Raw genomic sequence first — 24476 nt, 5'->3', positions numbered from 1 at the left:
AATGTCTCTTTGGCCCGCTAGGTTAGAGAAAACACTGTGATTAGAACAACGATAAGCCCAATTCTTCAGCAATGGCGGTGATCAGTTGCATGGCTACGACCGAGTTACCAAACCGGTTGAGCGGTGGACTCCAAGCCGTGATCACCCCAAATTGCGGCACAATGGCAACAATAGCACCACCAACGCCACTTTTTGCCGGTAAACCCACTTTAAACGCAAATTCGCCAGATTGATCATACATGCCACTGGTCGACAAAATGGCGTTAACGCGGTGCGCGTCACGTCGGCTGCAAATTTGCGCTTGGGTGCCAGGCTGCACGCCACGGTTTGCCAAAAACAGCAGGGCGCGCGACAATTCGGCGCAACTAATGGCGGTTGCACATTGATGAAAATACTGCGCCAAAACTAAGGGCACTTCTGCTTCAATATTGCCAAAGCTTTTCATCAAATAGGCGAGGGCCGCATTGCGATTACCGTGCTCTAATTCGGATTGATACACTTGTTGATCGGCATAAATCTGATCGGTTTGTGCTAAGCGGCGAATAAAACTAAGAAAAGCACTTTTACTAGCAGAATAATGACTTACCAACACATCCGAGACTAAAATGGCCCCGGCATTAATCACGGGGTTACGTGGAATGCCTTTTTCCCATTCTAGCTGCACAATTGAGTTAAATGGCTGCCCTGACGGCTCCATATTGACGCGTTGCCACAGCTCATCGTCGAGTCTATTCATCGCCATCACCAGCGCAAAAATTTTCGAGACACTTTGTAAGGAAAACTGTTGCTCAAACGCACCGGCACCACTGATTTTGCCATCCAAGGTGGCGATGGCAACCCCTGCTTGTTCGGGGGCGACCTGTGCCAATGCGGGGATATAGTTGGCCACTTTACCTTCGGTATAGCGCGGCTGATATTGGGTTAATAACCGTTGTAATAAAGCTTCTAAGCTGGGATCGGCGAAAGACATAATGGCGAGATATCGTGATAGCAACAAGGCTGCAGTATACCATAGCCAAGGTGGGCATTGCAGGCGCGAGCGCGGTTTAGCCTGTTGGCGACCATCAACGCTGGGCTTGGCTAAACTCAGGTATCGTTAAGGTTGCGTCATAACGAATATTTTGTTCAAGTTGATCAAAGATCCACAACAAATGCCCTACTTTTAGCTGGTTGGCGCCTAAGCGTAAGTTAATACCTTGGATATAAGCGCGAAACTCTCGGCCCAAGCCACATAAATCGGCTTCTTCTGTGGCAGTAAGTAAGGCTTGTTCACTGAGCGGTCGATGTGCATGTTTTTGCGCTTGGGCCAACGCAGAAAAGTCGCGTTGGTAAAAGTACCACAAGGCTAAGGCAACAATAACAAGCATAACGATGACGGCGGCTACGATATTGTCGAATAAAAAATTGAACATGGTCTACCTCGTTAGCGGTGAAGTGGCAGAAAAGGTGTGGTTAGCCGAGTGAATCGTTTCATTGACCATGTTACGTGGTGAGCGGTGTTTTAGCGCAGTCGTTCAGGCGTTTTTTTAACATGATAAGCAGTAGCAATATCGCTTACTGAGATAGATAAAAATCCCAGCTGCGGTAGGCCACAGCTGGGATGTTCGGTGTAACAGGTGTTTAATTAAAACTGCACGGTATAACGCACACCCAGTTCGCGTGCATCATTGCTTAAAATACGCAGAACATAGTCACCGGTATTCAACCGGGCATTATCATAGCGCTCATCAAGCAGGTTTTGCGCATATAATGACACTGACCAGTCACCCTGAGCCGGTGCATAGCGCAGATCCATATTAATTAACTCACGGCTATCGATTTGGGTAAAGCGGCCACTGTCACTGCTTGGTTCGCCATACATCTCATCGCGGAAAGAGTAATCTAGCCGTGCGGTCAATTCGGCACCGCCTTCCAACGCAAATTTATACGTTGCGCCCAGCGCGGCCGTAACGTCAGGTGTCAACGGTGCAACGGGTTTCACAGCACCGATCTGATCCACATCAACATCGATATAGCCTACTGCACCATGCAGTTTAAAGGCGTCAGTGACAAACCAGGTGCCTTCCCATTCAATACCACGTGAGGTTTGGCTTACCACTAAGTTTGTGGTGCTAAAGCCACCTTCTGCGGTGGTGCTCACCTGATAAGGTAAATCATCATATTCGGTATTAAATACCGCAATGCTCATAGCAAAGTTATTATTGATTTGCCCTTTTAAGCCCACTTCGTAGTTTACTGCCGTGATGTTTTCAGAAGCCACTAAGCAATTTGGATCGCCAAACAAGCAGTAAGGACGCGCCGGGAACTGACCTGATTGATAACCGCTTTGGATGCTAGTGTAAACATTCAAGCCATTTTGCATGGTGTAGTTTGCGGATAAGTCATAGCTTAGCTGGCTCCAGCTGTCGCTAGCAGTAAAAGCACCAATGCCGACATCGGCAATCACGTCTTTTTTGTCACGGTTAAAACGCAAGCCACCGGCAATACGCAGATCGTCTGTAAGCATATAGCCGACATTCACAAAGATAGCGCGGCTGACTGAGCGCTGATCCAGCTCTAACAGGTTGGCACCACCGTTAAAACGTGAATCGGCACCTTGCCGATTGCTGCCTTCTTCGGTGAAATAATAAATCCCAGAAACAAAATCGACTTCACCAAGGTAACCATTTAATTGCAATTCAGCAGATGTTTGATCCGCATTACCCACTTCAGGATAGTGATCTAAGCTAAAAATGGTGGCGTCATCATCTAAGCCGGCTTTGTAGTCAGAGGTGCGATGGCTAATGATGGCTTTAGTGGCTAAGGTATCGGTCAGGCCGAGATCCATGGTCAGTGATAAACCGCTGGCAGAATTACTGACTTCAGTGACTTCTTTAGTGCCTGTGGCATTATCATAAATATTAGCCGCCACATCGCTGTTGCGTAGTGGGCCTGCTGGGGTGGGTTGGCCAAAACGCTCACCGGTGTAATAAGCACCCGTGGGCACTTCATCGATGAGTGTGGTGTAAGGGCGCAAGCCGCCATTACCGTCGTTAGCATCAGCGGTAAGGGTAAAGCTTAAATCGTCTTGTGGCGAAAATTTAATAGATAGACGACCGTAGGCTTCTTGGGTTTCACCCACATCATATTTGGCATTAGGCACGTTAATAAATTTACCTAAGCCATCACGCTCGTTATAGCCGGCATTTAAGTTAAAGGCGAGGGTATCGGTCAATTCATGATTAACAAACACATCACCTTTTAAGCGACCGCGTGTTCCGACACTGACCGTAGCCTTATTCAGAGCGACTTCATCTGGTTGTTTCGTAATAATATTAATGGCGCCGCCAATGGAATTACGACCATACAAGGTGCCTTGTGGACCACGTAACACTTCAATGCGCGCAATATTATTCAGGTTCCAGTTTTGACCGACTTGGCGGCCAAGATACACGCCATCTACGTAAACACTGACACCCGGATCGGTGGTGATCAAGTGATCTTGCAAACCGATACCGCGAATAAAAGGGTTAGCCGACGAAGTGTGACCGGCAGAAAAACCTGTGACATTTAAATTGGGAACAAATTTACCGACATCGGTTAAATCAGTAATGCCTTGCTCGGCTAAGGCGTCGCCGCTGAAAGCACTAATGGCCACCGGCACTTCATAAATGGCTTGTGTACGTTTAGTTGCGGTGACTTCAATTATTTCAATTTTACTTTCGCTATTGTCCGCAGTTTGTTGTGCTAGCGCGGAGGCATTAAACAAACCCGCCATCGCCACAGTCAGTAGGCTAAGTTTGGTAGATAAAGCAGGTGTCAGCTGTAGAGTTGGCATAAGGTGTCATTCTCCTAAGTAGACTGCCCAACAGATGGGCAAACCCGCGGAGTATAAATGCTGAACAGCTGGATGAAAACCATTACCTGGCATTTAGCTCACCGTTTTTAATTGATGCTAACAGAGCGTAACTGTGGCGATAATTTGTGGCTGAGAAGATAAAATTAGGTGAGTTGCAGCAATGTTTACATCAAAACTTATACGTTACAAAAAAAGCTGAGTTGGCTAACAGTGCTTGTCACAGATACGTAAATTATATTTTACGAATATTGGTTTTCAGTGTTGACAGTAAAAAAGGAACAGGATATAACCACAATCAAATAATGGTTAAATAACCTTTAAATGCTCATGGTTATTTATTTTGTTTAATTAATTCTAATAAAGTAGAACTGTTATGAAACAAAATTTACCGGTGACAGGATGTGAGCAGGTAGTTGATGCAGAAGCAAATATTTTATCAACAACAGATCTTCAAGGACGAATTAAATATGTAAATGAAGAATTTATTGAAATAAGTGGTTTTAGCCAAGACGAATTGTTAGGACAAAATCACCACGTTGTCCGTCATCCTGATATGCCGCCTTTGGTTTTTCAACAGTTTTGGCAACGTATACAAGCCGGCTCACCCTGGATGGGTATTGTTAAAAATCGTTGTAAAAATGGTGATCACTATTGGGTTGACGCTTTTGTAACACCTATTAGTCATAACGGTAAGGTTTCAGAATATCAGTCTGTCCGGCGGAAAGCGTCTGCGCCACAAATTAAGCGTGCACAGCAAATTTACACGGCGCTGAATAAAGGCAAAATCCTTCGTCAAAGCAAACCAACCTTATCACTGCGTTTAAAATTAATGTTCACCACCTTCCTACCCATCGCAATGGGTATAACAATCGCTCATTTTATTTCATCTCCAATGAGCTATGTTCTGTATCCTTTTTTGGGGCTGTTATTGGCTTTGATACTGAATTGGCAATTACTCGAGCCACTGCAAAAGTTGTTTCAAATGGTGAAGGAGCAGTCTGCAGATCCAGTAGCCTGTTATGTTTATACCGGTCGCGCTGATGAAATTGGCCAAACTCAACTACTAATTCGAGCATTAGAAGCTGAAACCGCCGGAGTGGTTGGGCGCGTTGCAGATTCTGCTAATTCTTTAGCAAGAGGAATTGGGCAGCTAACGCAATCGGTGTCGGCGACTCGGCAAGAAATTTTTGCACAGTTTGCTGAAACAGAGCAGGTAGCTACAGCCATTAATCAACTGTGTGTCAGTGTGCAAGATGTTGCGGGCAATGCAAAATATTCATCAGATGCAGCAGATAGTGCATTTTGTCGAGCGCAAAGTGGTAAGGGGGTAGTTGATCAAAGTCTTGGTGCTGCCAAACAACTACAACACACTTTAGCCGAAGCGCGGCAAATTGTATTAAAGGTAGCGCAGAGTAGTCAGGATATTAGTCAAATCTTAGATATTATTCGAAGCATTGCAGAGCGAACCAACCTCTTAGCTTTAAATGCTGCCATCGAGGCCGCTCGTGCCGGAGAGGCGGGACGCGGTTTTTCAGTCGTGGCCGATGAGGTAAGACAACTAGCAAGTAGAACGCAGACCGCGATATCTGATATTCAACAAAAAATAACTAAATTACAGCAAGGAACTGTTCTGGCCGTCGATGCTTTACAACAAAGTAATGATAGCGCGGAAAACTGTGCAGAAATGAGTGCACAAACAGCAGAAGTGTTGGAGCAGGTTTTACATTCTATTCAAAGCATAACCGAACAGAATCAACAGATTGCAGCAGCTGTTTCTCAACAAGGTTCTGTGGCGGAAATGATCAATCAGAATATAACCAGCATTAGAGATTTAGCCGGTCGTAGTCTGGACAATGCCGAATCCACCGCCTGTGCCAGTGATGAAATGAATGGCATCACGCAAGGTTTTGATGCGTTAACTCGGCAATTCTGGGCGCGGCAGCGCACCAACTAGCTAGGAGGCATGATGTTAGTTAGTAGTCAGCAGGAATGTCAGACGGTTCTTAATTTATTAACGGACAATTTACCGGGATTTTTTTTTCAATTATCTGAAACCACTGGACAATCCTATCAGTTGTTGAAGTTGACCAATAGTGCTGCAGCGATTCTGGGTATGCCATTGCAAGAGTTGCACACTAATCAATCCGCTATTTTTTCTCGGATAGCGGCTGAAGATTTTGATGATCTCAGAGCACTACTCACCCATTCTGCTACTCATGGTACACCATGGCACATGCAATTTCGTTATCAACATCCAAGCGGTAACATTGTTTGGCTTGCCGCGCATGCTTCACTTGAACAAGATCATTTAGGTCGACCAAGCTGGTATGGTTATATCAGTGATATCAGTAGCATGAAGCAAAATGAACAAGCTTTAGAGGATTATGCTGTTGCGCATCGTGAGATCCTCGATAATGTGGTGGATGCCATTATTACCATTAATGAACAAGGCTTAATTCAAACCTTTAACAATGCCGCAATTAAGTTGTTTGGTTATAAAGAAGAAGAGGTGCTGGGCAAAAATGTGTCGATGCTGATGCCTGAACCCTATCGCAGCCAGCATGACCACTATATTAATGCGCATTTACACTTTGGCGTAACAAAAATTATTGGCCGTAGTCGAGAAACTAAAGGCCAGCGTAAAGATGGTCGTTTATTTAATATGGAGTTACGCATTTCACGGATCGAACGTGCTGACAGTGTAACCTTTATTGGTATGGTAAGAGATCTTTCGGAGCGCAAACGTGCAGAAGTTTTAATTGAAAAATTAGCTTTTTACGACCCTTTAACCTCGTTACCGAACCGCCGTATGTTGATGCAGTGTTTAAATGATGCCTTAGAAAAGCGCCAGTACGGTCAAGAATTGGGCGCTTTACTGTTTATTGATTTGGATAACTTTAAACATCTAAATGATTCACTTGGTCACGCAACCGGTGATCAGCTTTTGCGGCAAGTGGCGCAGCGTTTACAGCAAAGCGTACGGCAGCAAGATACCGTGGCACGCTTAGGTGGCGATGAGTTTATCATTTTGTTGTTACATCTCTCACCAGAATACTATCAGGCCATTGATCAGGCCGCCCAGATCGCCGAGAAAATTCGTGCAGTACTGAATACTCCATTTAAATTAGAAAAGCTGAGTTATGTGAGTAGCCCTAGTATCGGTATTACGATTTTTTCTGATGACAACAAAGTCGTGGATGAGCTTTTGCAGCAAGCAGACTTAGCGATGTATCAAGCGAAAGCCGCTGGCAAAAACATGATTAGCTTGTTTGATGTGTCGATGCAAATACAAGCTTCAACCCGGACGCAATTAGAAAGCCAATTGAGACAAGCTCTCAGCAACCAACAATTACAATTGCATTATCAAGGCTTGCATAATGAGCAAGGCGAATTAGTCGGGGCTGAGGTTTTAATACGTTGGTTTCATCCTGAGCTTGGCTCCGTTAGCCCAGCGGTGTTTATTCCTATCGCTGAAGAAAGTGGTTTAATTTATGAAATTGGCCAATGGGTTATTGAGCAATCTTGCTTGCAACTCACCAATTGGACTGCTGACATGCCGGGTCTAGTGCCTAAATTATCGATTAATATCAGTGCACGGCAATTTCACCAAGAAAATTTTTTGCCGCAGGTTTTAGCTATTTTAGAGCAACATCCGTTAGTCCAGAAGCGTCTGCAATTTGAATTAACAGAGAGTATTTTAGTTTCTCGAGTAGATGAAGTTGTTGCTAAAATGCGCCGCTTGCAAGAATACGGCATTGGCTTTGCGTTAGATGATTTTGGTACCGGTTACTCGTCTTTAAGTTATTTGAAGTGTTTGCCCTTAGAGCAATTAAAAATTGATCGTAGTTTTGTCGAAGATATTTTGCATGACAACAATGATGCTGCAATAGCCTGTACGGTGATTGCGTTATCAAAAGCTTTAGGCTTAGGGGTAATAGCAGAGGGCGTAGAAACTGCTGAGCAGCGTGATGCGTTGGCAGGAATGGGATGCTATCACTATCAAGGCTTTTATTTTAGTAAGCCACTGGCTAGCCATGATTTTGTTAATTTTCATCGTGCCGTGTTTGCCAGTTAAAGTTGACATAGGGCTCGCGCCTTAGCTTTCTGTCATACTAGTTCGATATTCGTAGGCAACGGCGCATGTTATGATAGTTCATCTAAGCCATGGTCAGTAGTGAGTGAATAGCGTGTTAGTTACAGCAAAGTTGCCGCTTTTTTCTCTGGCAGCGGTAAAACGTCGTTGGCATTGCTTAGTGTGCTTATGGTTGTTGCTCGCTTTAAGCGGCTGCGCCACCGTGTCGGTGTCGAATGTGGATAGCCGCGAGTATGTTAAGCAGCGGCGGGGCGATGTGTTAACTACAGGCACCATTAGCCAATATACAGGTGTCGTGCTGCAAATACTTGGGCTAGATCAGGCAACCTGTCAGCGCGAAGCGGCAGAATGTGCCGAGATCCTCAGCACCGGTTTGGGTTTAACCAGTGAACAACGCCTATCGGCGATGGCGGAACTGTGGTTACATCAAGCCTTATGGTATAGCCGTCCACGCAATAAAGATGTGCTGGCTGAGGTCGATGCCTACCTGATGAGCGCTCGCTATGCTTACGCTTATTTATTTTATTCTGGTGTGACACCGATTAATCGTTTGTTTGAAGACCGGCAAACGCAAGTGCGTGATTACTATAACTTTGCCACCCAACAAGCCGCAACCTTATTATTCTCACAGCAACAACGGCGCTGGTTGCAAGACAGTGCTATTACCCTACAAACCGAGCGTTGGCAGTTACGTAGCCAGTTGCAGCATCGGCGCTTTCGCGAGCAAGCACTTCCTGCACAGCTTGTGCCCACCAACACCTTGTCATTTCAAGGCTTGCGCAATCAATATCGCCGCGATGGGCTCGGTGCTGAATTAGTGGCCGTCAGTGCGGCGCGCACGCAATTAAATTTGCAGCAAGGCTATAGCGAATTACCCTCGCCGGTGGTGACCGCCGTATTGAGTTTTGGCGGTAACACTTTAGCTGAAGTGTTAAGTACCGATCAGGTGACCTTACATGTGCTGGATCCGCTGCAACAGCAGCAAGTGACGATTGCTGGCGCGAAGATCCCATTGGCGGCCAACTTTACCGCGGGTTATGGTTTATGGTTAGCGCGTTCTGATTTTTCTCGGCAAGCGTTTTGGAATTTAATGGGTGCAAGCGATTCATTAGCGCAGCCACATTTATTTATGCTGCAGCCTTATGATCCTAATCGTAAAATTATCATTATGTTACATGGTATTGCTAGTAGCCCTGAAGCCTGGGTTAATACGGCGAATGAGGTTTTGGGTGATGAAAAGCTGCGTGCCAACTATCAATTATGGCAATTGTATTACCCTACGAACTTACCTTTGGTTCTGAATTTACAAGCTATCCGCCAGCGTATTACGCAAACCTTACGACAGTTTGATCCTGAAGGCTTGGCTCCGGCTTCAGAAGATATGGTGATCATTGGTCATAGTATGGGTGGGCTATTGGCGCGTTTATTGGTGTCTGACTCGGGTGAGCAATTATTGTATGCCGTTAGCGAAGAGCATAAATTAGATTTAAAACGTCAGCAGCGTTTCTTTCAAAGCTTTCGTGATGATTTTACGTTTTCAGCTTTACCGGGGGCGAATCGGGCGATTTTTATTGCGACACCACATTTGGGTACGGCGGTGGCAGACTATCGTTTAGCTCGCTGGTTAGCCGGGCTCATTACCTTGCCCGTGACGGTGTTAGAACGTGTGGCCGAAGCGGCTGAGCTGTTAAACGATCCCAGCAGCAAGAGCCAAGCGCGGGTGCCACTGCGGATCACCAGCATTGAAAACCTCAGCGATCGCGATAGTTTTATCATGGCGGCGGCACGCATTCCGATTAATGCTGCGGTGCGGTATCACTCGATTATTGGGGTAGAACAACCCAGCTTACCTGTGGCCCAACACTCGGATGGCGTTGTACCCTATTTAAGTGCGCATTTACCGGAAGCTGAATCAGAGATGGTGATCCGCTCGGGGCATAGCGTACAAGAAACCTCGGCTGCCATTTTAGAGATCCGCCGCATTTTGCATCAGCACCTCGCTGAGTTAACACGCTAAACGGCAAGTATTTCCGTTTGCGATAGATCAAGGCTGAGTCAGTGAAAGCTCAGTATACTGCCGCCTTAGCTAAATAAGGGGGCAGAAGATGCAAGCGATATCATGGGATGCGGCGTTAATCGCCAAATACAACATTAACGGACCGCGTTATACCTCTTATCCAACCGCGTTAGCGTTAGATCCGGCTTTTGACTCGGCCATGATTACCCCCGTGCTGCAAGACGCTCCGTCTGAGCTGAGCTTATATATCCATATTCCGTTTTGTCATCAGCTTTGCTATTACTGTGGCTGCAATAAAATTGTCACGCGGCATCAGCACAAAGCTGATCAGTATTTAACGGCATTGGCGCAAGAAATGGCGCTGTATCAAGCTAGTGTAGCCGATAAGCGCATCACGCAATTGCACTTGGGTGGCGGCACACCCACCTTTTTAACGGAAGCGCAGTTAACGCAATTAATGCAGTTAATTCATCAGCATTTTCAGCTGACAACTGAGGCAGAGATCAGTATTGAGATCGATCCGCGCAGTTGTAGCGAGCAAAAGCTGCGACATTTACGCCAACTGGGGTTTAATCGTGTCAGTTTTGGTGTGCAAGATTTAGACGAGAAAGTGCAAATTGCCATTAACCGAGTGCAAGAAACCGAGTTGATCCGCCAGCAAATGCAATTAAGTCGAGCACTGGGTTTTAGCTCGGTCAATCTGGATCTGATTTATGGCCTGCCATATCAACAGCCCGATAGTTTTGCTGAAACCTTAGCCGAGATTATCCGTTTATCACCCGATCGCATTTCATTATTCAGCTATGCGCATTTACCAGAGCGCTTTGCCGCGCAGCGTAAAATTCCCGACGACAGTTTACCGGCTGCACCTGCAAAGCTGCAGTTATTGCAATTGGCGATCACGGCGTTAGTAGGAGCCGGTTATCAATTTATTGGCATGGATCACTTTGCTAAAGCCAGTGATCCACTGGCGATAGCGCAGCAGCAAGGCCGTTTGCAGCGTAATTTTCAAGGCTATACCACAGCCGGGCAAGATGCGTTGTTGGGGCTGGGGGTGTCAAGTATTAGCCAAATCAACGGTGTATTGTGGCAAAACAGTAAGGTATTAGCCGATTATTATGCTGCCTTACAGCAACAACAGCGCCCAGTTGAGCGTGGCTTGAGTTTAAGTGGGGATGATCGGCTGCGCGCTGCATTGATTAGCCAACTCATTTGTCACTTCAAATTGGATATCACTGCTTTTTGCCAGCAATGGCAGTTAATCGATTTTTGGGGATATTTTGCCGATGCGGTGCCGCAGTTGCAGCCGTTTATCACCGATGGTTTACTTGTAGCCAATGACAGTGAGTTAACAGTGACTGTCTTAGGTCGGCTATGGGTTCGCAGTATTTGTGCCTGCTTCGATGCCTATTTAACGCAAAGTCAGCAACGTTATTCCAAGGTAGTATAAATCGGCATAGGGCAGGGTAAGTTGACTTTTTTAATCAAAATGCCGAAAAAGCTTTCAGCAGTGGTTCAGTTGTACAGTGCAAGATTAACGGGTGTTTAGCAGAAAGTGGAGCCGATTATGGCCACAACAATCACCAAAACCCTGTTTGCTGTTTCTTTGTTAACACTGGTACAACTGCCAGTGCTCGCGCATCAAGCGTCGCCCGTTGCCATTGAGCGAGTAGGTCATGATGTGTTGGTGTATACCTTAAGACGGGCTGCCGATGAATTAGTTAGAGTGGCCCGCATCGATCCGGTGCAACAAGGCTATAGCCGATATTACAAGGTTAAGCATGCAACACCGCGTATTGTTGCCAAGCAGCGCCAAGCATTACAGCAGTTAGCCCATGAACATCAGCGTCATCTGGTGTCGTTAGAACGTCAGCTTGATCGCGAATTAGCGCAATTATCTGATGCTTATCAGCACAGTCATCACAAAGCCAAACCCAAACAAAAGAGCAAAGCAAGACAAGCGTATCAACGTAAAGTTGAACGAGCTTATGATAAGTTTGCACATCAAGTAGAAGTGGCGCATAACCAATTTGACAAACAGCGTGAACAGATCTTGCTTGCGAAATACCGCTATTAGCCGTGCGGGTGCGGTTAACCAAACACGCGCAGGTAACTGAGCGGCTATTATAGCAAATAGCCGCTTAGGGGGCGTCAGACCGTGTCATGTTCAGCGGATGTACTGGGTGTGGTTTTTAGCCACTTTTTAGTGATGTCGGCTGCTGGTAATGCTGGCGAGATGAAATAACCTTGGCCGGTATCGCAGCCGGCTTGCAGTAAAAATTCACACTGAGCGGTGTGTTCAATACCCTCGGCAATCACTTCTAAACCCAAGGCTTTAGCCATGGCAATAATGGCCAAAGTGATTTGCCGATCACTTTCATTGGCCGGTAATTCACGAATAAAGCTATGGTCAATTTTCAAAGCATCGATTGGCAAACGGCGTAAGTAAGACAGGGATGAATAGCCTGTCCCAAAATCATCAATGGATAAGCGTAGCCCCAGCTTTTTCAGTTCGGTTAGTACATTTAAAATATAAGCCGAATGCTCGGGTATAAAACAGCTTTCAGTCAGTTCTAACTCTATCAAACGTGGCTGAATTGCGGCTTGCGTGACAATAGCGCGAAAGCGTGGTAGAAAATCCAGCTCCATTAATTGCAACACTGAAATATTAATGGAAACAGGCAGAGCGGATGCTTGCCATTGCTTTAACTGAAAACAGACTTGGCGCAACACCCATTCGCCTAACTGATGAATCAGCCCGAGTTTTTCCGCCAACGGGATAAACAAGGCGGGCGACAGTGGGCCTAACTCTGGATCTGACCAACGCAACAAGGCTTCAAAACCAATGACCTCTTGGGTTTTTATGCTGAATTTAGGTTGATAATGCACCTCAAGTAATTGCAGACGCAGTGCTTGTCGTAACGCTTGCTCTAACTTCAGTTCATCGACGTTTTGTTGGCCTTGGCTCGCGTCATAAAAGCGGTATTGATTACGCCCCGCATTTTTTGCCTGATACATTGCGACATCAGCATGTTTCACCAACATTTCCGCTGTATGCCCATCCTTGGGAAATAAACTGATGCCAATACTGGTGGTTAAAAAGAAATCTTGCCCTAATAATTGCACTGGCCGTTCAAACTGCGCGATTAAACGCTGCGCTAATGCTTGCAGTGAATCACAAACTTTGATTTCGGGGATTAAAATAATAAACTCGTCGCCGCCTAAGCGGGCAACAGACTCACCTACGCGCAAGGTGTTTTGTAAGCGTTTGGCCACTTCTTTTAAGGCTTGGTCACCGGCATGATGACCAAGGGTATCATTGATGCGTTTAAACAAGTCTAAATCTAAAAACAACACTGCGAGGGCATGTTGATGGCGCTGTGCATTGGCTAGTGCCAGTTGTAGTCGATCGAAAAACATCCGGCGATTGGCCAAGCCGGTTAATTCATCGATATAAGCCAGTTGATGAATTTTTTCTTCTTGTTGTTTACGCTCGGTAATATCACTAAAAATTGCCGCATACTGGGTAATCTGCTGAGATTCCGAGCGAATAGCAGTAATACTTAGTGATTGCGGATAAATCTCGCCATTTTTGCGTTTATTCCACACCTCACCTTGCCAATGGCCGGTTTCTAAAATGGTGTGCCACATGTGGCGATAAAACTCTGCTGGATGTAAGCCTGAGCTGAGTAAACGCGGTGTTTTACCCAGTGCCTCGGCTTGGCTATAACCGGTGAGTTTGGTAAAGCTGGGATTAACCGATTGGATAAAGCCATGTTGATCGGTGATCATAATGCCATCCATAGAGGCATCAATCACTTTGTGTGCTAAGCGCAGGTAATCAGCCGAGGTACGCAGAGCAAGATCGCGATCTTGTAAGGCGGTTTTTAATTGTTCGATGTAGCTGTATTCAACATTTCGCAGGATATCGTTAAAAGACAATAACCCCAGAATTTGCTGTTGTTCTTTTACCACTAAGTGACGAATATTATGCTGATTGAGCAGCGTCACGGCATCTAATACACTCATGTTAGGTGGCACGACTAACAATTTTTTTGTCGCGATGTCAGCAACTTGCTGACAGTTACGGCCATCAGCCAGCAGTTGTACTAAATCCCGCTCAGTGATTAACCCTTGATGCTGATCAGCAAAATTAACAATGGCGGCGTCGGTTTTGGCTTGTCGCAAACACTGCACGGCTTCGGCTAAAGGTATCGTGCTATCTAAAAATACCGGGGCTTTTTCAATACAGCCGGCCACTTCCCGAAAACGTAAATAAAACTCAATTTGCTGCTGACGTACGATATCGCTTTGGGTGAGTAAACCGACCGGTTGCTGAGCACTGTTTACCACCAATAAACGGCGAATATTATGATTCAGCATTAAGCTGGCTGCGCCATTAATACTGGTCAGTTCACTGGCGCTGATCACCGGTGATGACATTAAACTGCCCACGGTAATGCTTGTCGGATCGATTTGATTGAAGTCGAGTTTGCGCGTATCCGCTTCAGACCAAATGCCGCTAATGCTGTCGCCTTCTTTGATTAAAATACAGCTAACATTATGTTGGCGCATCAGTTGTGCCGCGGTTTGCAGAGTATCGTTAGCGGCGCAAGTTAACAGCGGGCGTTTAATCAGATCAGCAATAATGGGTTCATGCTGAAGAAATTCGTTAGGAGGGTTTACCGTAGACATCAACTTTCCAACTCGCGTGGCGCAATTATGCACAGAGTAACAAAACAGCCAGAACAGGAATTTGATTTAGCACAACTAAAGCATGGATAGAGGTGTTGCTTACGCATAGCGCAATATAGGTATTCACTAAATAACAATACTGACGGGATCTGGCAATCCATAACCGTCAGTATCTTTACCGTAAGTATTGCAGCTGGGTTAAATCATCAGCCAACCGCTAATGGCAAAAGCGCTTAAGGCCAGTGCACCGCAAAACAGCGCATAGGGCAATTGCGTTTTAACGTGCTCGAGCAAATCACAGCCCGCGGCGACGGAACTTACCGCGGTACTGTCAGAGATAGGCGAGCAGTGATCGCCAAAAATCCCGCCGCTCAGAATGGCCGCTAATACCAATTGGGGGGGTAAATTTAATAAGGTCACCATAGGGATGCCGATGGGAATTAAAATGGCGAAAGTACCCCAGCTAGTACCGGTGGTGACTGACATTAAAGAACCGGCTAAAAACAGCAAGGCTGGGATTAAAAAATGCGGGATATTTTGATCGACCATACCGGCAATCACGGTGCCGGTGCCTAATACTTTTAAGCTGCTGCCTAGCGCCATCGACAGTAGCACAATAGTCACTACCGGCAGTAATTCAGACATGCCCTTAAAGCCAATATCCACTAACTGCTGATGTTGGAAGCGACGGCTGATAATCATCATGGCATACGCCACTAAACAGGCTAACACGGTGGCATATAGCACCGAGCGCGAACCCGAGCCCTGCACTAACTCGCCATTACCGGTTAAAAACATAAAGCCAATCATTGAACCGACTAATGTTAAAAGTGGTAACAGCATAAACGCCGGATGGCTGGCCGGCGTTTCAATTTCTGTTTGCGGTAATTGCTCGCTGGCGCGCTGTTCTACCCGTTTTAACGGGCCATATACTTTGCCACTGATAATGGTATACAGCACCACGGCTAGCGTAAATAAGGCATAAAAATTCAGCGGAATACTGCCTAACAGCACTGAAATGGCCGGCACCGGTAACTCGTAAGTACTTAATAAACCGAGCACATAAGCCCCCCAGCCATTGAGTAAAATGATAATACAAATAGGCGAGCTGGTACTGTCGATGATATAGGCAAGCCGAGCACGGCTCATTTGAAATTTATCAAATAAACCGCGGGTGCTAATCCCCTTGGTTAACGAGCTGAGGTTCGATTCAATAAAGGTAAAAAAGCTGATACCAAAGGTCAGTAAACCGGCTTGGCGGCCAGTGCGGGCAATGCCTTTTCGTACTAAAAAATCTACCGTTGCGGTAACACCGCCAGAGAGGCGTAAATAAGCTAATAAACCACCGACTAACAAGGAAAACATTAAGATCCGAGCATTACCATCATCAGCGGTAACCGCGACAATACGCTCTAAGGTTTGAATACTGCCATCAAGCAGCAAACCCGCACCAATGCCTTGTCCTTGCTGCATGAAAATCAGCAGTTCGGCGGTACAAAGAGATAACAACAGCGCTAAGATCACTTCTTTACGCCAGAGCACAACCGCAATCGCTACGATTGCCGGTAACAGGGTGAGCCAATTTGCCAAGATGTTCTCCGTTTTATGCGGGATCTGCTGGATGATTTCGGCCATAACGCTCAGGCGCTGGGTTCATCGCAGTTTGGATAATGTATGATTTTATACAGGCTAACTGCGCCTTCTGCAAGCGCGAAACCTGCGGCTTTACCCAGAAACTAATTAAAATATCCTATTGTCTTTTCATGCGTTTGTATTAGGATCTGTATAAGTATTGCAGTTTAAATGGGCTAATCATGAATAAATTGGTTTTCCTGATACTGGCAGTCAGCAGCGTAATAATGGCCAAAGCAATGACAATTCCTGATTATCACCCGTATCAACAAGCGCATTTAAATAAACCGCAACTGCAATTTAGCGACATTGCGCCGTTAATCGAGCATTACCAAGCGCAGCCATGGCTAACGGTAACCGAACTGGGGCGTTCGGTGGAGCAGCAACCCATTTATCAACTTCAATTAGGCCAAGGTGACAAGCGAGTATTGGCTTGGTCGCAAATGCACGGCGATGAATCTACCGCCACCGCGGCCCTGTTTGATTTATTAAATTATCTACAGGCACCAGAGCAGGCGGCGTGGCGCGAGCAGTTATTTGCCGACATAACGCTGTATATTATTCTAATGCTTAATCCGGATGGTGCCGCTAAGCGCAGCCGAGTCAATGCTCAAGGTATCGATATTAATCGTGATGCCCTGGCCTTACAAAGCCCAGAAGGGCAGTTGTTAATGGCGGCAGCGAAGCAGATTAAACCGCATTTTGCTTTTAACTTGCATGATCAAAACCGTTTTCATGCGGCAGGTCCTTATCCTAACCCCGCAACCATTTCATTGTTAGCGCCGGCTTATAATGCCGAACGTGAGATTAATGCTAGCCGCCGAGCTGCGATGCAGTTAATTGCACATGTCCAACCTTGGCTTGAGCAGCAGATCCCGCAGCATATCGGTCGTTATGCCGATGATTGGTCGGCCCGCTCTTTTGGCGATACGTTTGCGGCGATGGGTATTAGTACGGTGTTAGTGGAGTCGGGCGCTTATCGTGGTGATGACAATCGGCAAGTGGCGCGGCGGCTGAATTTTCAACTCTATGTGGCTTGGTTAGCTGCGATTGCCAGTGATAGCTATCAGCAGGCTGATGTGGCGTTGTATAACGCCATCCCATTTAATCGTAGCGGCGGCATGAAAGATGTGTTGCTACAAGGGTTAACCGTGAGCATCGGCGACACGACGGCTACTGTGGATCTGGCCATTAATTTGGCTCTTACTGGCGATCGGCGCGCGCGTATCGATGAGCTAGGTGACTTATCCTTGTTTAGCGCTTTTCATCAATTTTCGGTGCAAGGTTTAGCTTTTAAAGCTGGGCAGGCTTACCCGCTTAACACGGCCTTGTCTTTAGACACTGAGGCACATCTAGATTTACTGCAGCAAGGTTATACCCATTTTTCGGGTGATAAGGCTTTGTTGCAAGCAAGCAGCCGTTTACCCGTGCTGCTAAATCCGTTACGCCCGACACAAGGCTCGCCACAACTTTGGCAAGGTGCCACGTTTTTATTGGTCAATACGCAAGGCGAGGTTGTGCAAGCCGTATTAAATGGCCAATTAATTAGCGTGCCCAGCGGTGTTATTCACAACCCGTTAGGCACTTAACAGGCTTTACGGATAAAGCAAATAGGCTTGACGCTGTTTTAAAAACAGCTGTAGCTGTGGTTGCCAACTGGCGCGGATCTGCGCCTCACTTAAACCGGCTGCGATTTGCAGACGCAATTGATCGGTGCCGGCTAATTTATCCATAAACTCGGGCGCGCTAAATAACGTTTTCGCATGGCTATCAAATAACTGATTCCAGCGCATCAAATAACTCAGCGTTAAGCCGCCAGCCGGCACGTGGCGTAAATCTTCACCATGTAACAATTGGTCCATTAAGGGCGGTTTTAATGCGGCACCCGGTGTGCTAACCGGGGTAAAAGCAAAGCCGTCGGTGGCAAACTTATCATAACCAATCACTTGGAACGGAAAGGCAGTACCACGACCAACACTGAGCGGTGTCGCCTCAAAAAAGCCAAGTGAAGGATAGAGTTTAATCGCTTGTTGATTCGGCAGGTTGGGGCTTGGTGGGATCGGTAAGGTATAAGCTTGCTGGCGTTGATAGTTCGCCACTGGGATCACGGTCAGCGTTAATTTATCAGCTTGAGCTATCCAACCCTCGCCTTTAATCATTAGGGCTAGCTCACCAACGGTCATACCATGTAATAATGGAATGGGGTGCATCCCCACAAATGACTGAAAAGCTAAGTCGAGCACGGGCCCATCCACATAGGCGCCATTCGGATTAGGCCGATCCAGCACCAGCATCGGTTTCGAAAATTCGGCTGCCGCCGCTAACATGTAGTGCATCGAGCTGATATAGGTGTAATAACGTACGCCAACATCCTGAATATCAAACAGGATAATATCCAGTGCTTGCATTTGCTCGGGGCTGGGTTTTTTGCTGGCGCCATACATTGACCAAACCGGTAAACCAGTGCGGCTATCTGTGCCATTAGCGATAGCGGCGCCGGCGTCATGATTCCCTCGAAAACCATGCTCTGGCGCGAAAATCGCGACTACCTGAATGTTTTGCGCCAGTAAAAAGTCAACCAGATGTTGTTCACCCACTACCGAGGTTTGATTAACTAACAAGCCAACGCGTTTACCTTTTAGTAGCGGCAAGTATTTAGCCGGTTGCTCAGCGCCGGTCAGCAGCACGGGAGCGGCACTATTGGCCAAAGCTAGCGGGCTAAACCAAACGAGAAACGTGAGCGCAAGGTGCCAGACGGATTTCATTGCATCGCCTCCAATGCTTGGCGCACGAAGCCCTGTTGTGCCGTTAATTGCTTACGGCAACGGGCAATCGGTTGGCCACTGAGTAAATGTAAAATAGCCAGCTTGGCGTTCATTTGGCTGTCTTGTAAGGCTTGTTCCGCCACTGGCGCAGTGCAATCGGTGGCTTGCATCACTATACGAATGGCGCGAGCGACTAATTTTTGGTTGCTGGCATGCAGGTCGACCATTAAATTCTGATAAACCTTGCCGGTACGCACCATGGCGGCGGTACTGAGCATATTTAAAATCATTTTTTGTGCGGTGCCGGCTTTCATCCGGGTTGAACCGGTCACCACTTCTGGCCCAACTTCAGCGCAGATGGCAATATCGGCAGCTTGTAGCAGTGGGGCTTGGGCATTACAACTAATGGCCACGGTGCTGGCGCCAAGTGAGCGCGCGTAGGCCAGCCCACCAAGCACATAAGGTGTGCGACCGCTGGCGGCAATGCCCACCAGCACATCTTTAGCGCTAAATTGAATGCGTTGTAAGTCGGCAGCACCTAGCTCTGGGTTATCTTCTGCGCCTTCAACGGCTTTATAGATCGCTTTATCACCCCCAGCAATTAAGCCGATCACTTGCTGATCTGGCACGCTATAAGTCGGTGGGCATTCCACCGCATCTAAGATCCCTAAGCGACCACTGGTTCCTGCGCCCAAGTAGATTAAGCGACCACCGTGCGTAAAGGCTTTAACAATCTGATCAACCGCCGCAGCGATTTGCGGTAAAGCCGGAGTAATGTGCTGCGCAATCCCTTGGTCGGCTTGGTTAATTAACGACACCAGTTGCAAGCTATTCAGTTGATCGATATTGGCACTGTCGCTATTACGTGCTTCGGTGCTCATGTTGGCCAGTTGGGCTAATAATTGTTCTGTGTGCATTGTCTTGCCTGTCTTAAGAAGAAGCGGCCAATTTGGCCGCTAGAACTAAACCGCCCGCTAATGCATCACCGCGGGCAGGTTGTAATTGTGCTTGTAAGTTATCGCAAAGCCAAGGCTGGCAATGCGTGGCTAAGCCACCTAATAACACCAAGGGCAAATTTTGCTGGTTGAGCGCGCACTTAGCCAAGGTAGCAATGGCAGCACCTTGCTGTTGCTGTAATTGCTGGCTGAGCGCATCCTGATAGTGATAGACCAAAGGCGCCAGTTTGGCAAAATCATGAGCTTTGGCTTGTTTCAACCAAGGCAGCAACTGCTCGGCATCGATACCACATTGCTGACTAACCGCAGTCAGTAATGGGCTAAGTGGCCGTTGCCAATCTAATTGCCATAACAGTTGTCGTACTAATTGTTGACCCAGCCAAGCGCCACCGCCTTCATCGCCAATACCAAAACCCCAGCCGCCTACCTGGTGTTCAGTGCCATCCTGTTGCAAGCGCATACCCACGGAACCGGTACCAATCGCCACCACCACCACGGGTTGGCCTAAGTTCGCACCATATAAAGAGGTACGCGCATCCGTTGTCAGCTGCCAGTGGGCGAAAGGGATTTGCTGGGCTTGGTTAAATGCTTCGGCTAACTGTGGATTTCCCGCGCCCGCTAAGCCGAATATAGCACTGACGTCAGCAGGGCTGGCATTGGCTTGTTGGCAAAGCTGCAGGCTGAGCTCACGCACATGATGAATGGCTGCTGCAAAATCGTTGGTCAGCTGGGCAGCACCGGCGCGAGCCGTCCAGCGTTGACCGCTTTGTTGACACAGCAATAGGCCATCCGTTTTGGTGCCACCGCCATCTAAGGTTAACAAGTAACGCATTAAGCCTCCTTGGCATGCGCAGACGTGGTTTGCTGTGCGCTGCCGCTATAACAGGTTAAAAAGGCCAAAAGCGTGGCGATACATAACTGCCAGGTGAAGCCTAAATCTAAAGCCGCTAAGTTTGGACTAAGCTGCTTTAATACATAGGGTTGCAATACTAAGCAAGTAACAAAGCCAACACACAAGGCGGCCGTCACACTATATCGATTACCGCGCCGAGTAAATAACGCGGTAAAAAATACGCCGAGTAAACCGCTGTAAGAAAACACCATTACGCTTAGCGCAAAGGCCAGTAGCGGCATATCGGAATACTGTTGCCAGTAAAAACATAAGATGGCCATTAAGGATAACGCGATAGCCGTTAGCAGCATGGCGTATTGTCCGGCACGGACAAAATGTTTGGCTTCGGTAGTTGGTTGGCGGCGTAAGCGCCAAGGCTGATAGAGATCCGCAACCAGTACCGAGGCCATGGAGTTTAGCCCAGAAGTAATGGTTGAAAGCGCTGCGGCAATCACGCCGACCACCACCAAACCCCGTAAGCCAGATGGTAATTCATTTAGCACATAGTACATAAAGACGGTGATTTTCTCGCCTTGAAAGCTGTCTTGTAATACCTGTGTGCCCGCCGCTAAATCTGGCCGTTGATAAAACAAGTACAATAAAAATCCAATAACAATAAACACTAACATCACTGGGATAACTAATAACACTGAAGAGAGCAGCGCTTGCGCGCCTTTCGCCGGTGTTTTACAGGTCAATACGCGCTGCGTCATATCTTGATCTAAACCAAAGGCCGCAATATTTAATAAGACAAAGCCGGTAAGCGCTGACCAGACATTAAAGACGCCAGCCGAGCTAAAATCCAGATGGAAATCGAATAACAACAATTTAGAACGGGCTTGCTCTGGCGGATAACGTAAAGCCTCAACAACTTGTTGCCAGGGGAGATCGAGGCTGCTGTATAAATAAAACAAAACCAGCAAGGCGGCACTAACATAGACAAAGCACTGTAATGCATCGGTATAAATGACCGAGCGGATACCGCCCATCATGGTACAAAGTAAACCGATCACGGCCAATAACGCGACTGCGGCCACAATACCGCTGGCGTTGATATGATTAAACAGCAGCATTGAGACCGCTAAAGCCGCCATATATAAGCGCGCGCCACTGGCAAACACCCGACCAAATAAATACATTTGCCCAGCATGATTTTTCGCGCTGGCACTAAAGCGCTGTTCTAATAACTCATATACGGTGGTGACTTTTAGCTGGTAATAGCGAGGGATCAGCCATTTAATCACAAACCAGGCCGCCAAAATGGCGCCAAAAGAGCTGGCTAAATAGGTTAAATTGCCGCGAAAGCCCATATCGGGGCCACCTAAAAAAGTGGCCGCAGATTGCGACGTGGCAAGTACAGAAATGGCCACCAGCCATGCGGGCATTGAATTAGCCGCTAAGAAGTAATCACTGCTGTTCTTCGATTTTTGTTGGTTGACCCACCATGCCAATAAACCAAGGATCAAAAAGTAGCTGCAAAAGACCAGCCAATCTAATAAGGTGAGCTGCATTACGCTTTGCCTGTCGAAATTAATGCGCCAAACCCACCCCGCAGCACATTGTTGTGATGGGGTTGCTGGCAATTGCTAGCTGCAGTAAAGCATAAGTTATAGAATGTGAATAGACTAAAATATTCTTGTTTGCGTATTTTTTATGAATAATTTATGTTTAACCCTAATGAATTAGGCTAAGGATTTCCAATTGGCTACTGCTCGCCTTGGTTGCTACCGCAAAGTATTGCTAGCAATGCTGTCAACTTCACTGTTTTGGACTGCTATGGATATAAATGCTGCTGCGCGCAAGCCGGCAATAGATGTGCCCCACATGTTGGGACAAAAATTGATGTTGGATCTACGTTATTACTGTGACACGCCCGTAGCGGCGGGGCAATGTCGAACGCCGATGACGCAATTACCTGCGGCTTTAGCCGAGTTAATTCAACACTATCAGATTGGCGGCGTTATTTTGTTTGCAGAAAACGTGCAACAACCACAGCAGATTATTCAATTAACCGAGCAGTTGCAGGCGGCAGCTCAAGCGCAAGGACATCATTTACCGCTTTTTATCGGTATCGACCAAGAAGGCGGTCGCGTGGCGCGTTTACCCCGCCAACAATCAACCTCGTTTAGCGGTAATATGGCTATCGGTGCCACTTATCCCGTGCATGGCACCGCCTTTGCTAGCCAAGTAGGTACGGTTCTGGCGAATGAGCTGTTAAGTTTGGGCATTAACGTTAACTTTGCGCCCACGGTTGATGTGAATGTAAATCCCTTAAACCCGGTGATTAATGTCCGTTCTTTTGGTGAAGATGCCAAACAAGTGGCAGAGCTGGGTGGGGCGATGACAGGCGCGATGCAGCAAGCGGGCTTGTTAGTTTCGCTAAAGCACTTTCCAGGACATGGCGATACGCATGTTGACAGCCACTTGGGTTTACCCCTTGTTGATCATAGCGCGGAGCAAATTGCCAATACCGATTTATACCCCTTTGCGAAGATTATTCAGCAATATGATCCGGCGATGATCATGACTGCGCATATTCAGTTTCCGGCTTTAGACGACAGCGTGTTCGTTAGCAAAAATGGCGAAACCATGTTAAAGCCAGCGACATTGTCGCGGAATATTTTGCATGGCGTATTGCGCCAACAGCTGGGTTATAAAGGGCTGATTGTTACTGACGCCTTGGATATGGCCGGTATTAGTCATTTCTTTACCGTACCTCAAGCCGTGATTGAAACCTTTGCTGCGGGGGCTGATATTGCCTTGATGCCAGTGAAATTACAAAGCCCAGCTGAGTTACCCCAACTGGCCGCTTTATTAGATGAATTAAGCGCGGCAGTGGCGCAAGGGCATTTAGATAAGCAAGAATTACAAGCATCTTATCAACGTATTGTTAAGGCTAAACAGAGCCTAAAAGCGTTAAGTCAGCCCAGTCTCGCGCAGGCGACAAAAACCTTAGCTAACCCAGAGCATCGCGCCGCTGAGTTGGCCTTAGCCCGAGCTGCCGTCACCGTGGTAAAAGGGTCAACGGCGTTACCGTTAACCTTTGCGGGTAAAAAAACCGTCTTGTTAATGCCTGATACCAGTAAGGGCCGAGTGTTGCAGCAACATTTGCAGCAACTTGGCGCGAATAGCGCTGATATCACGGTGATCAGTTTAGTGCAGCTTAATTTAGATCAGGCCAAGCAACAGATTGCCGCAGCTGATCAGGTCATTGCTGCCTTTATTTCACCGATGCAATCTTTAGCTGAAATGGGCGGTATGGACGATCTTGCTGCGAATACGAATTTGGCTGAGGCGTATCAAAAGCAGCAGCGTTATTTTTATCAGTTATTGCAATATGGTGCCGCGTTAAAGAAAGATCAGACCTTTGTCAGTTTGCGCTCACCTTACGAAATCAGCCTGTATGCACCCTTAGTGCAGCGCACCATCGCGACTTATGCCTACCATAACTGGCAACAGCAAGATGGTAGCTTAGTCAGCCCAATTTATCAGGCTCTGGCCGAAGTGTTGGTGGGGCAGCGCCAAGCCACGGGCCAATTACCGGTCACGTTGCCGCTGAGTATGCCTGCGGTCACGGCGGGCCAATAG

At 47.1% G+C, this 24476-nt stretch carries 16 protein-coding genes; 7 read left to right on the top strand and 9 right to left on the bottom strand.

Annotated elements, in window-relative coordinates:
* Nucleotides 1-40 precede the first annotated feature (40 nt).
* The 3 genes from glsB to L1N97_RS14130 form a co-directional block, all read right to left on the bottom strand.
* The gene (glsB, locus tag L1N97_RS14140; RefSeq protein WP_229587632.1) at nucleotides 41-997 is read right to left on the bottom strand and encodes a glutaminase B; all 957 of its coding nucleotides are present in this window, start codon (nucleotides 995-997) and stop codon (nucleotides 41-43) included.
* 67 nt (nucleotides 998-1064) lie between these two features.
* Nucleotides 1065-1412: a hypothetical protein gene (locus tag L1N97_RS14135; RefSeq protein WP_236130224.1), complete on the bottom strand. Its 348-nt coding sequence runs from the start codon at nucleotides 1410-1412 to the stop codon at nucleotides 1065-1067.
* 212 nt (nucleotides 1413-1624) lie between these two features.
* On the bottom strand, nucleotides 1625-3817 hold the full coding sequence (locus L1N97_RS14130) for a TonB-dependent receptor (protein WP_236130223.1): 2193 nt from the start codon (nucleotides 3815-3817) through the stop codon (nucleotides 1625-1627).
* A 394-nt stretch (nucleotides 3818-4211) separates the two neighbouring features.
* Between L1N97_RS14130 and L1N97_RS14125 the strand changes: the two genes are divergently transcribed.
* The 5 genes from L1N97_RS14125 (at nucleotide 4212) to L1N97_RS14105 (ending at nucleotide 12025) form a co-directional block, all read left to right on the top strand.
* Nucleotides 4212-5792, top strand: a complete 1581-nt coding sequence (locus tag L1N97_RS14125) for a methyl-accepting chemotaxis protein (protein ID WP_229587626.1) — start codon at nucleotides 4212-4214, stop codon at nucleotides 5790-5792.
* Nucleotides 5793-5801: 9 nt separating this feature from the next.
* A complete protein-coding gene (locus L1N97_RS14120; RefSeq protein WP_236130222.1) occupies nucleotides 5802-7913 on the top strand; it encodes a putative bifunctional diguanylate cyclase/phosphodiesterase in 2112 nt (703 codons plus the stop codon).
* Between the two features lie 103 nt (nucleotides 7914-8016).
* On the top strand, nucleotides 8017-9948 hold the full coding sequence (locus tag L1N97_RS14115) for an esterase/lipase family protein (RefSeq protein WP_229587623.1): 1932 nt from the start codon (nucleotides 8017-8019) through the stop codon (nucleotides 9946-9948).
* Nucleotides 9949-10036: 88 nt separating this feature from the next.
* Nucleotides 10037-11398 carry an oxygen-independent coproporphyrinogen III oxidase gene (gene hemN / locus L1N97_RS14110; RefSeq protein WP_236130221.1) on the top strand — a complete coding sequence of 454 codons (1362 nt, stop codon included), beginning with the start codon at nucleotides 10037-10039 and terminating at the stop codon, nucleotides 11396-11398.
* Nucleotides 11399-11515: 117 nt separating this feature from the next.
* Nucleotides 11516-12025, top strand: a complete 510-nt coding sequence (locus L1N97_RS14105) for a hypothetical protein (RefSeq protein ID WP_229587619.1) — start codon at nucleotides 11516-11518, stop codon at nucleotides 12023-12025.
* A gap of 74 nt (nucleotides 12026-12099) precedes the next feature.
* Here L1N97_RS14105 and L1N97_RS14100 read toward each other — a convergent pair whose 3' ends face one another.
* Together L1N97_RS14100 and L1N97_RS14095 are read right to left on the bottom strand one after the other, a co-directional pair.
* Entirely contained in the window at nucleotides 12100-14643 is a 2544-nt protein-coding gene (locus L1N97_RS14100; RefSeq protein ID WP_236130220.1) for an EAL domain-containing protein, read from the bottom strand.
* Nucleotides 14644-14841: 198 nt separating this feature from the next.
* The gene (locus tag L1N97_RS14095; protein ID WP_236130219.1) at nucleotides 14842-16278 is read right to left on the bottom strand and encodes a Na+/H+ antiporter NhaC family protein; all 1437 of its coding nucleotides are present in this window, start codon (nucleotides 16276-16278) and stop codon (nucleotides 14842-14844) included.
* A gap of 236 nt (nucleotides 16279-16514) precedes the next feature.
* Here L1N97_RS14095 and L1N97_RS14090 point away from each other — a divergent pair, with 236 nt between their 5' ends.
* Nucleotides 16515-17864: a M14 family zinc carboxypeptidase gene (locus tag L1N97_RS14090; protein WP_236130218.1), complete on the top strand. Its 1350-nt coding sequence runs from the start codon at nucleotides 16515-16517 to the stop codon at nucleotides 17862-17864.
* Nucleotides 17865-17870: 6 nt separating this feature from the next.
* On the opposite strand, the gene L1N97_RS14085 is transcribed toward L1N97_RS14090, so the two are convergent.
* Genes L1N97_RS14085 through L1N97_RS14070 form a run of 4 tightly spaced genes read right to left on the bottom strand, consistent with a single transcriptional unit; the run spans nucleotide 17871 to nucleotide 22399 of the window.
* On the bottom strand, nucleotides 17871-19040 hold the full coding sequence (locus L1N97_RS14085) for an exo-beta-N-acetylmuramidase NamZ family protein (RefSeq protein ID WP_236130217.1): 1170 nt from the start codon (nucleotides 19038-19040) through the stop codon (nucleotides 17871-17873).
* Nucleotides 19037-19957, bottom strand: coding sequence for an N-acetylmuramic acid 6-phosphate etherase (gene murQ / locus L1N97_RS14080; RefSeq protein ID WP_236130216.1), 921 nt, complete (start codon nucleotides 19955-19957; stop codon nucleotides 19037-19039). The genes L1N97_RS14085 and murQ overlap by 4 nt, the downstream gene beginning before the upstream one ends.
* Before the next feature lie 13 nt (nucleotides 19958-19970).
* Nucleotides 19971-20828: a BadF/BadG/BcrA/BcrD ATPase family protein gene (locus L1N97_RS14075; RefSeq protein ID WP_236130215.1), complete on the bottom strand. Its 858-nt coding sequence runs from the start codon at nucleotides 20826-20828 to the stop codon at nucleotides 19971-19973.
* On the bottom strand, nucleotides 20828-22399 hold the full coding sequence (locus L1N97_RS14070; RefSeq protein ID WP_236130214.1) for a sodium:solute symporter: 1572 nt from the start codon (nucleotides 22397-22399) through the stop codon (nucleotides 20828-20830). Before L1N97_RS14070 ends, L1N97_RS14075 begins: the two co-directional genes overlap by 1 nt.
* A gap of 265 nt (nucleotides 22400-22664) precedes the next feature.
* Here L1N97_RS14070 and nagZ point away from each other — a divergent pair, with 265 nt between their 5' ends.
* Nucleotides 22665-24476, top strand: a complete 1812-nt coding sequence (gene nagZ / locus L1N97_RS14065; protein WP_236130213.1) for a beta-N-acetylhexosaminidase — start codon at nucleotides 22665-22667, stop codon at nucleotides 24474-24476.

The sequence above is a fragment of the Rheinheimera sp. UJ63 genome (assembly GCF_021568285.1).
In the GTDB taxonomy this organism is placed as follows: Bacteria; Pseudomonadota; Gammaproteobacteria; order Enterobacterales; family Alteromonadaceae; genus Alishewanella; species Alishewanella maricola.
The sequence above is the reverse complement of the archived record's forward strand: the minus strand, read 5'-3'. Positions and strand labels throughout refer to the sequence as shown.

Coding starts and splice junctions, on each gene's coding strand:
- L1N97_RS14135 (WP_236130224.1), bottom strand. CDS start 1,412: ATGTTCAATTTTTTATTCGACAATATCGTAGCCGCCGTCATCGTTATG.
- L1N97_RS14130 (WP_236130223.1), bottom strand. CDS start 3,817: ATGCCAACTCTACAGCTGACACCTGCTTTATCTACCAAACTTAGCCTA.
- L1N97_RS14125 (WP_229587626.1), top strand. CDS start 4,212: ATGAAACAAAATTTACCGGTGACAGGATGTGAGCAGGTAGTTGATGCA.
- L1N97_RS14120 (WP_236130222.1), top strand. CDS start 5,802: ATGATGTTAGTTAGTAGTCAGCAGGAATGTCAGACGGTTCTTAATTTA.
- hemN (WP_236130221.1), top strand. CDS start 10,037: ATGCAAGCGATATCATGGGATGCGGCGTTAATCGCCAAATACAACATT.
- L1N97_RS14105 (WP_229587619.1), top strand. CDS start 11,516: ATGGCCACAACAATCACCAAAACCCTGTTTGCTGTTTCTTTGTTAACA.
- L1N97_RS14100 (WP_236130220.1), bottom strand. CDS start 14,643: ATGTCTACGGTAAACCCTCCTAACGAATTTCTTCAGCATGAACCCATT.
- L1N97_RS14095 (WP_236130219.1), bottom strand. CDS start 16,278: ATGGCCGAAATCATCCAGCAGATCCCGCATAAAACGGAGAACATCTTG.
- L1N97_RS14090 (WP_236130218.1), top strand. CDS start 16,515: ATGACAATTCCTGATTATCACCCGTATCAACAAGCGCATTTAAATAAA.
- L1N97_RS14085 (WP_236130217.1), bottom strand. CDS start 19,040: ATGAAATCCGTCTGGCACCTTGCGCTCACGTTTCTCGTTTGGTTTAGC.
- murQ (WP_236130216.1), bottom strand. CDS start 19,957: ATGCACACAGAACAATTATTAGCCCAACTGGCCAACATGAGCACCGAA.
- L1N97_RS14075 (WP_236130215.1), bottom strand. CDS start 20,828: ATGCGTTACTTGTTAACCTTAGATGGCGGTGGCACCAAAACGGATGGC.
- L1N97_RS14070 (WP_236130214.1), bottom strand. CDS start 22,399: ATGCAGCTCACCTTATTAGATTGGCTGGTCTTTTGCAGCTACTTTTTG.
- nagZ (WP_236130213.1), top strand. CDS start 22,665: ATGGATATAAATGCTGCTGCGCGCAAGCCGGCAATAGATGTGCCCCAC.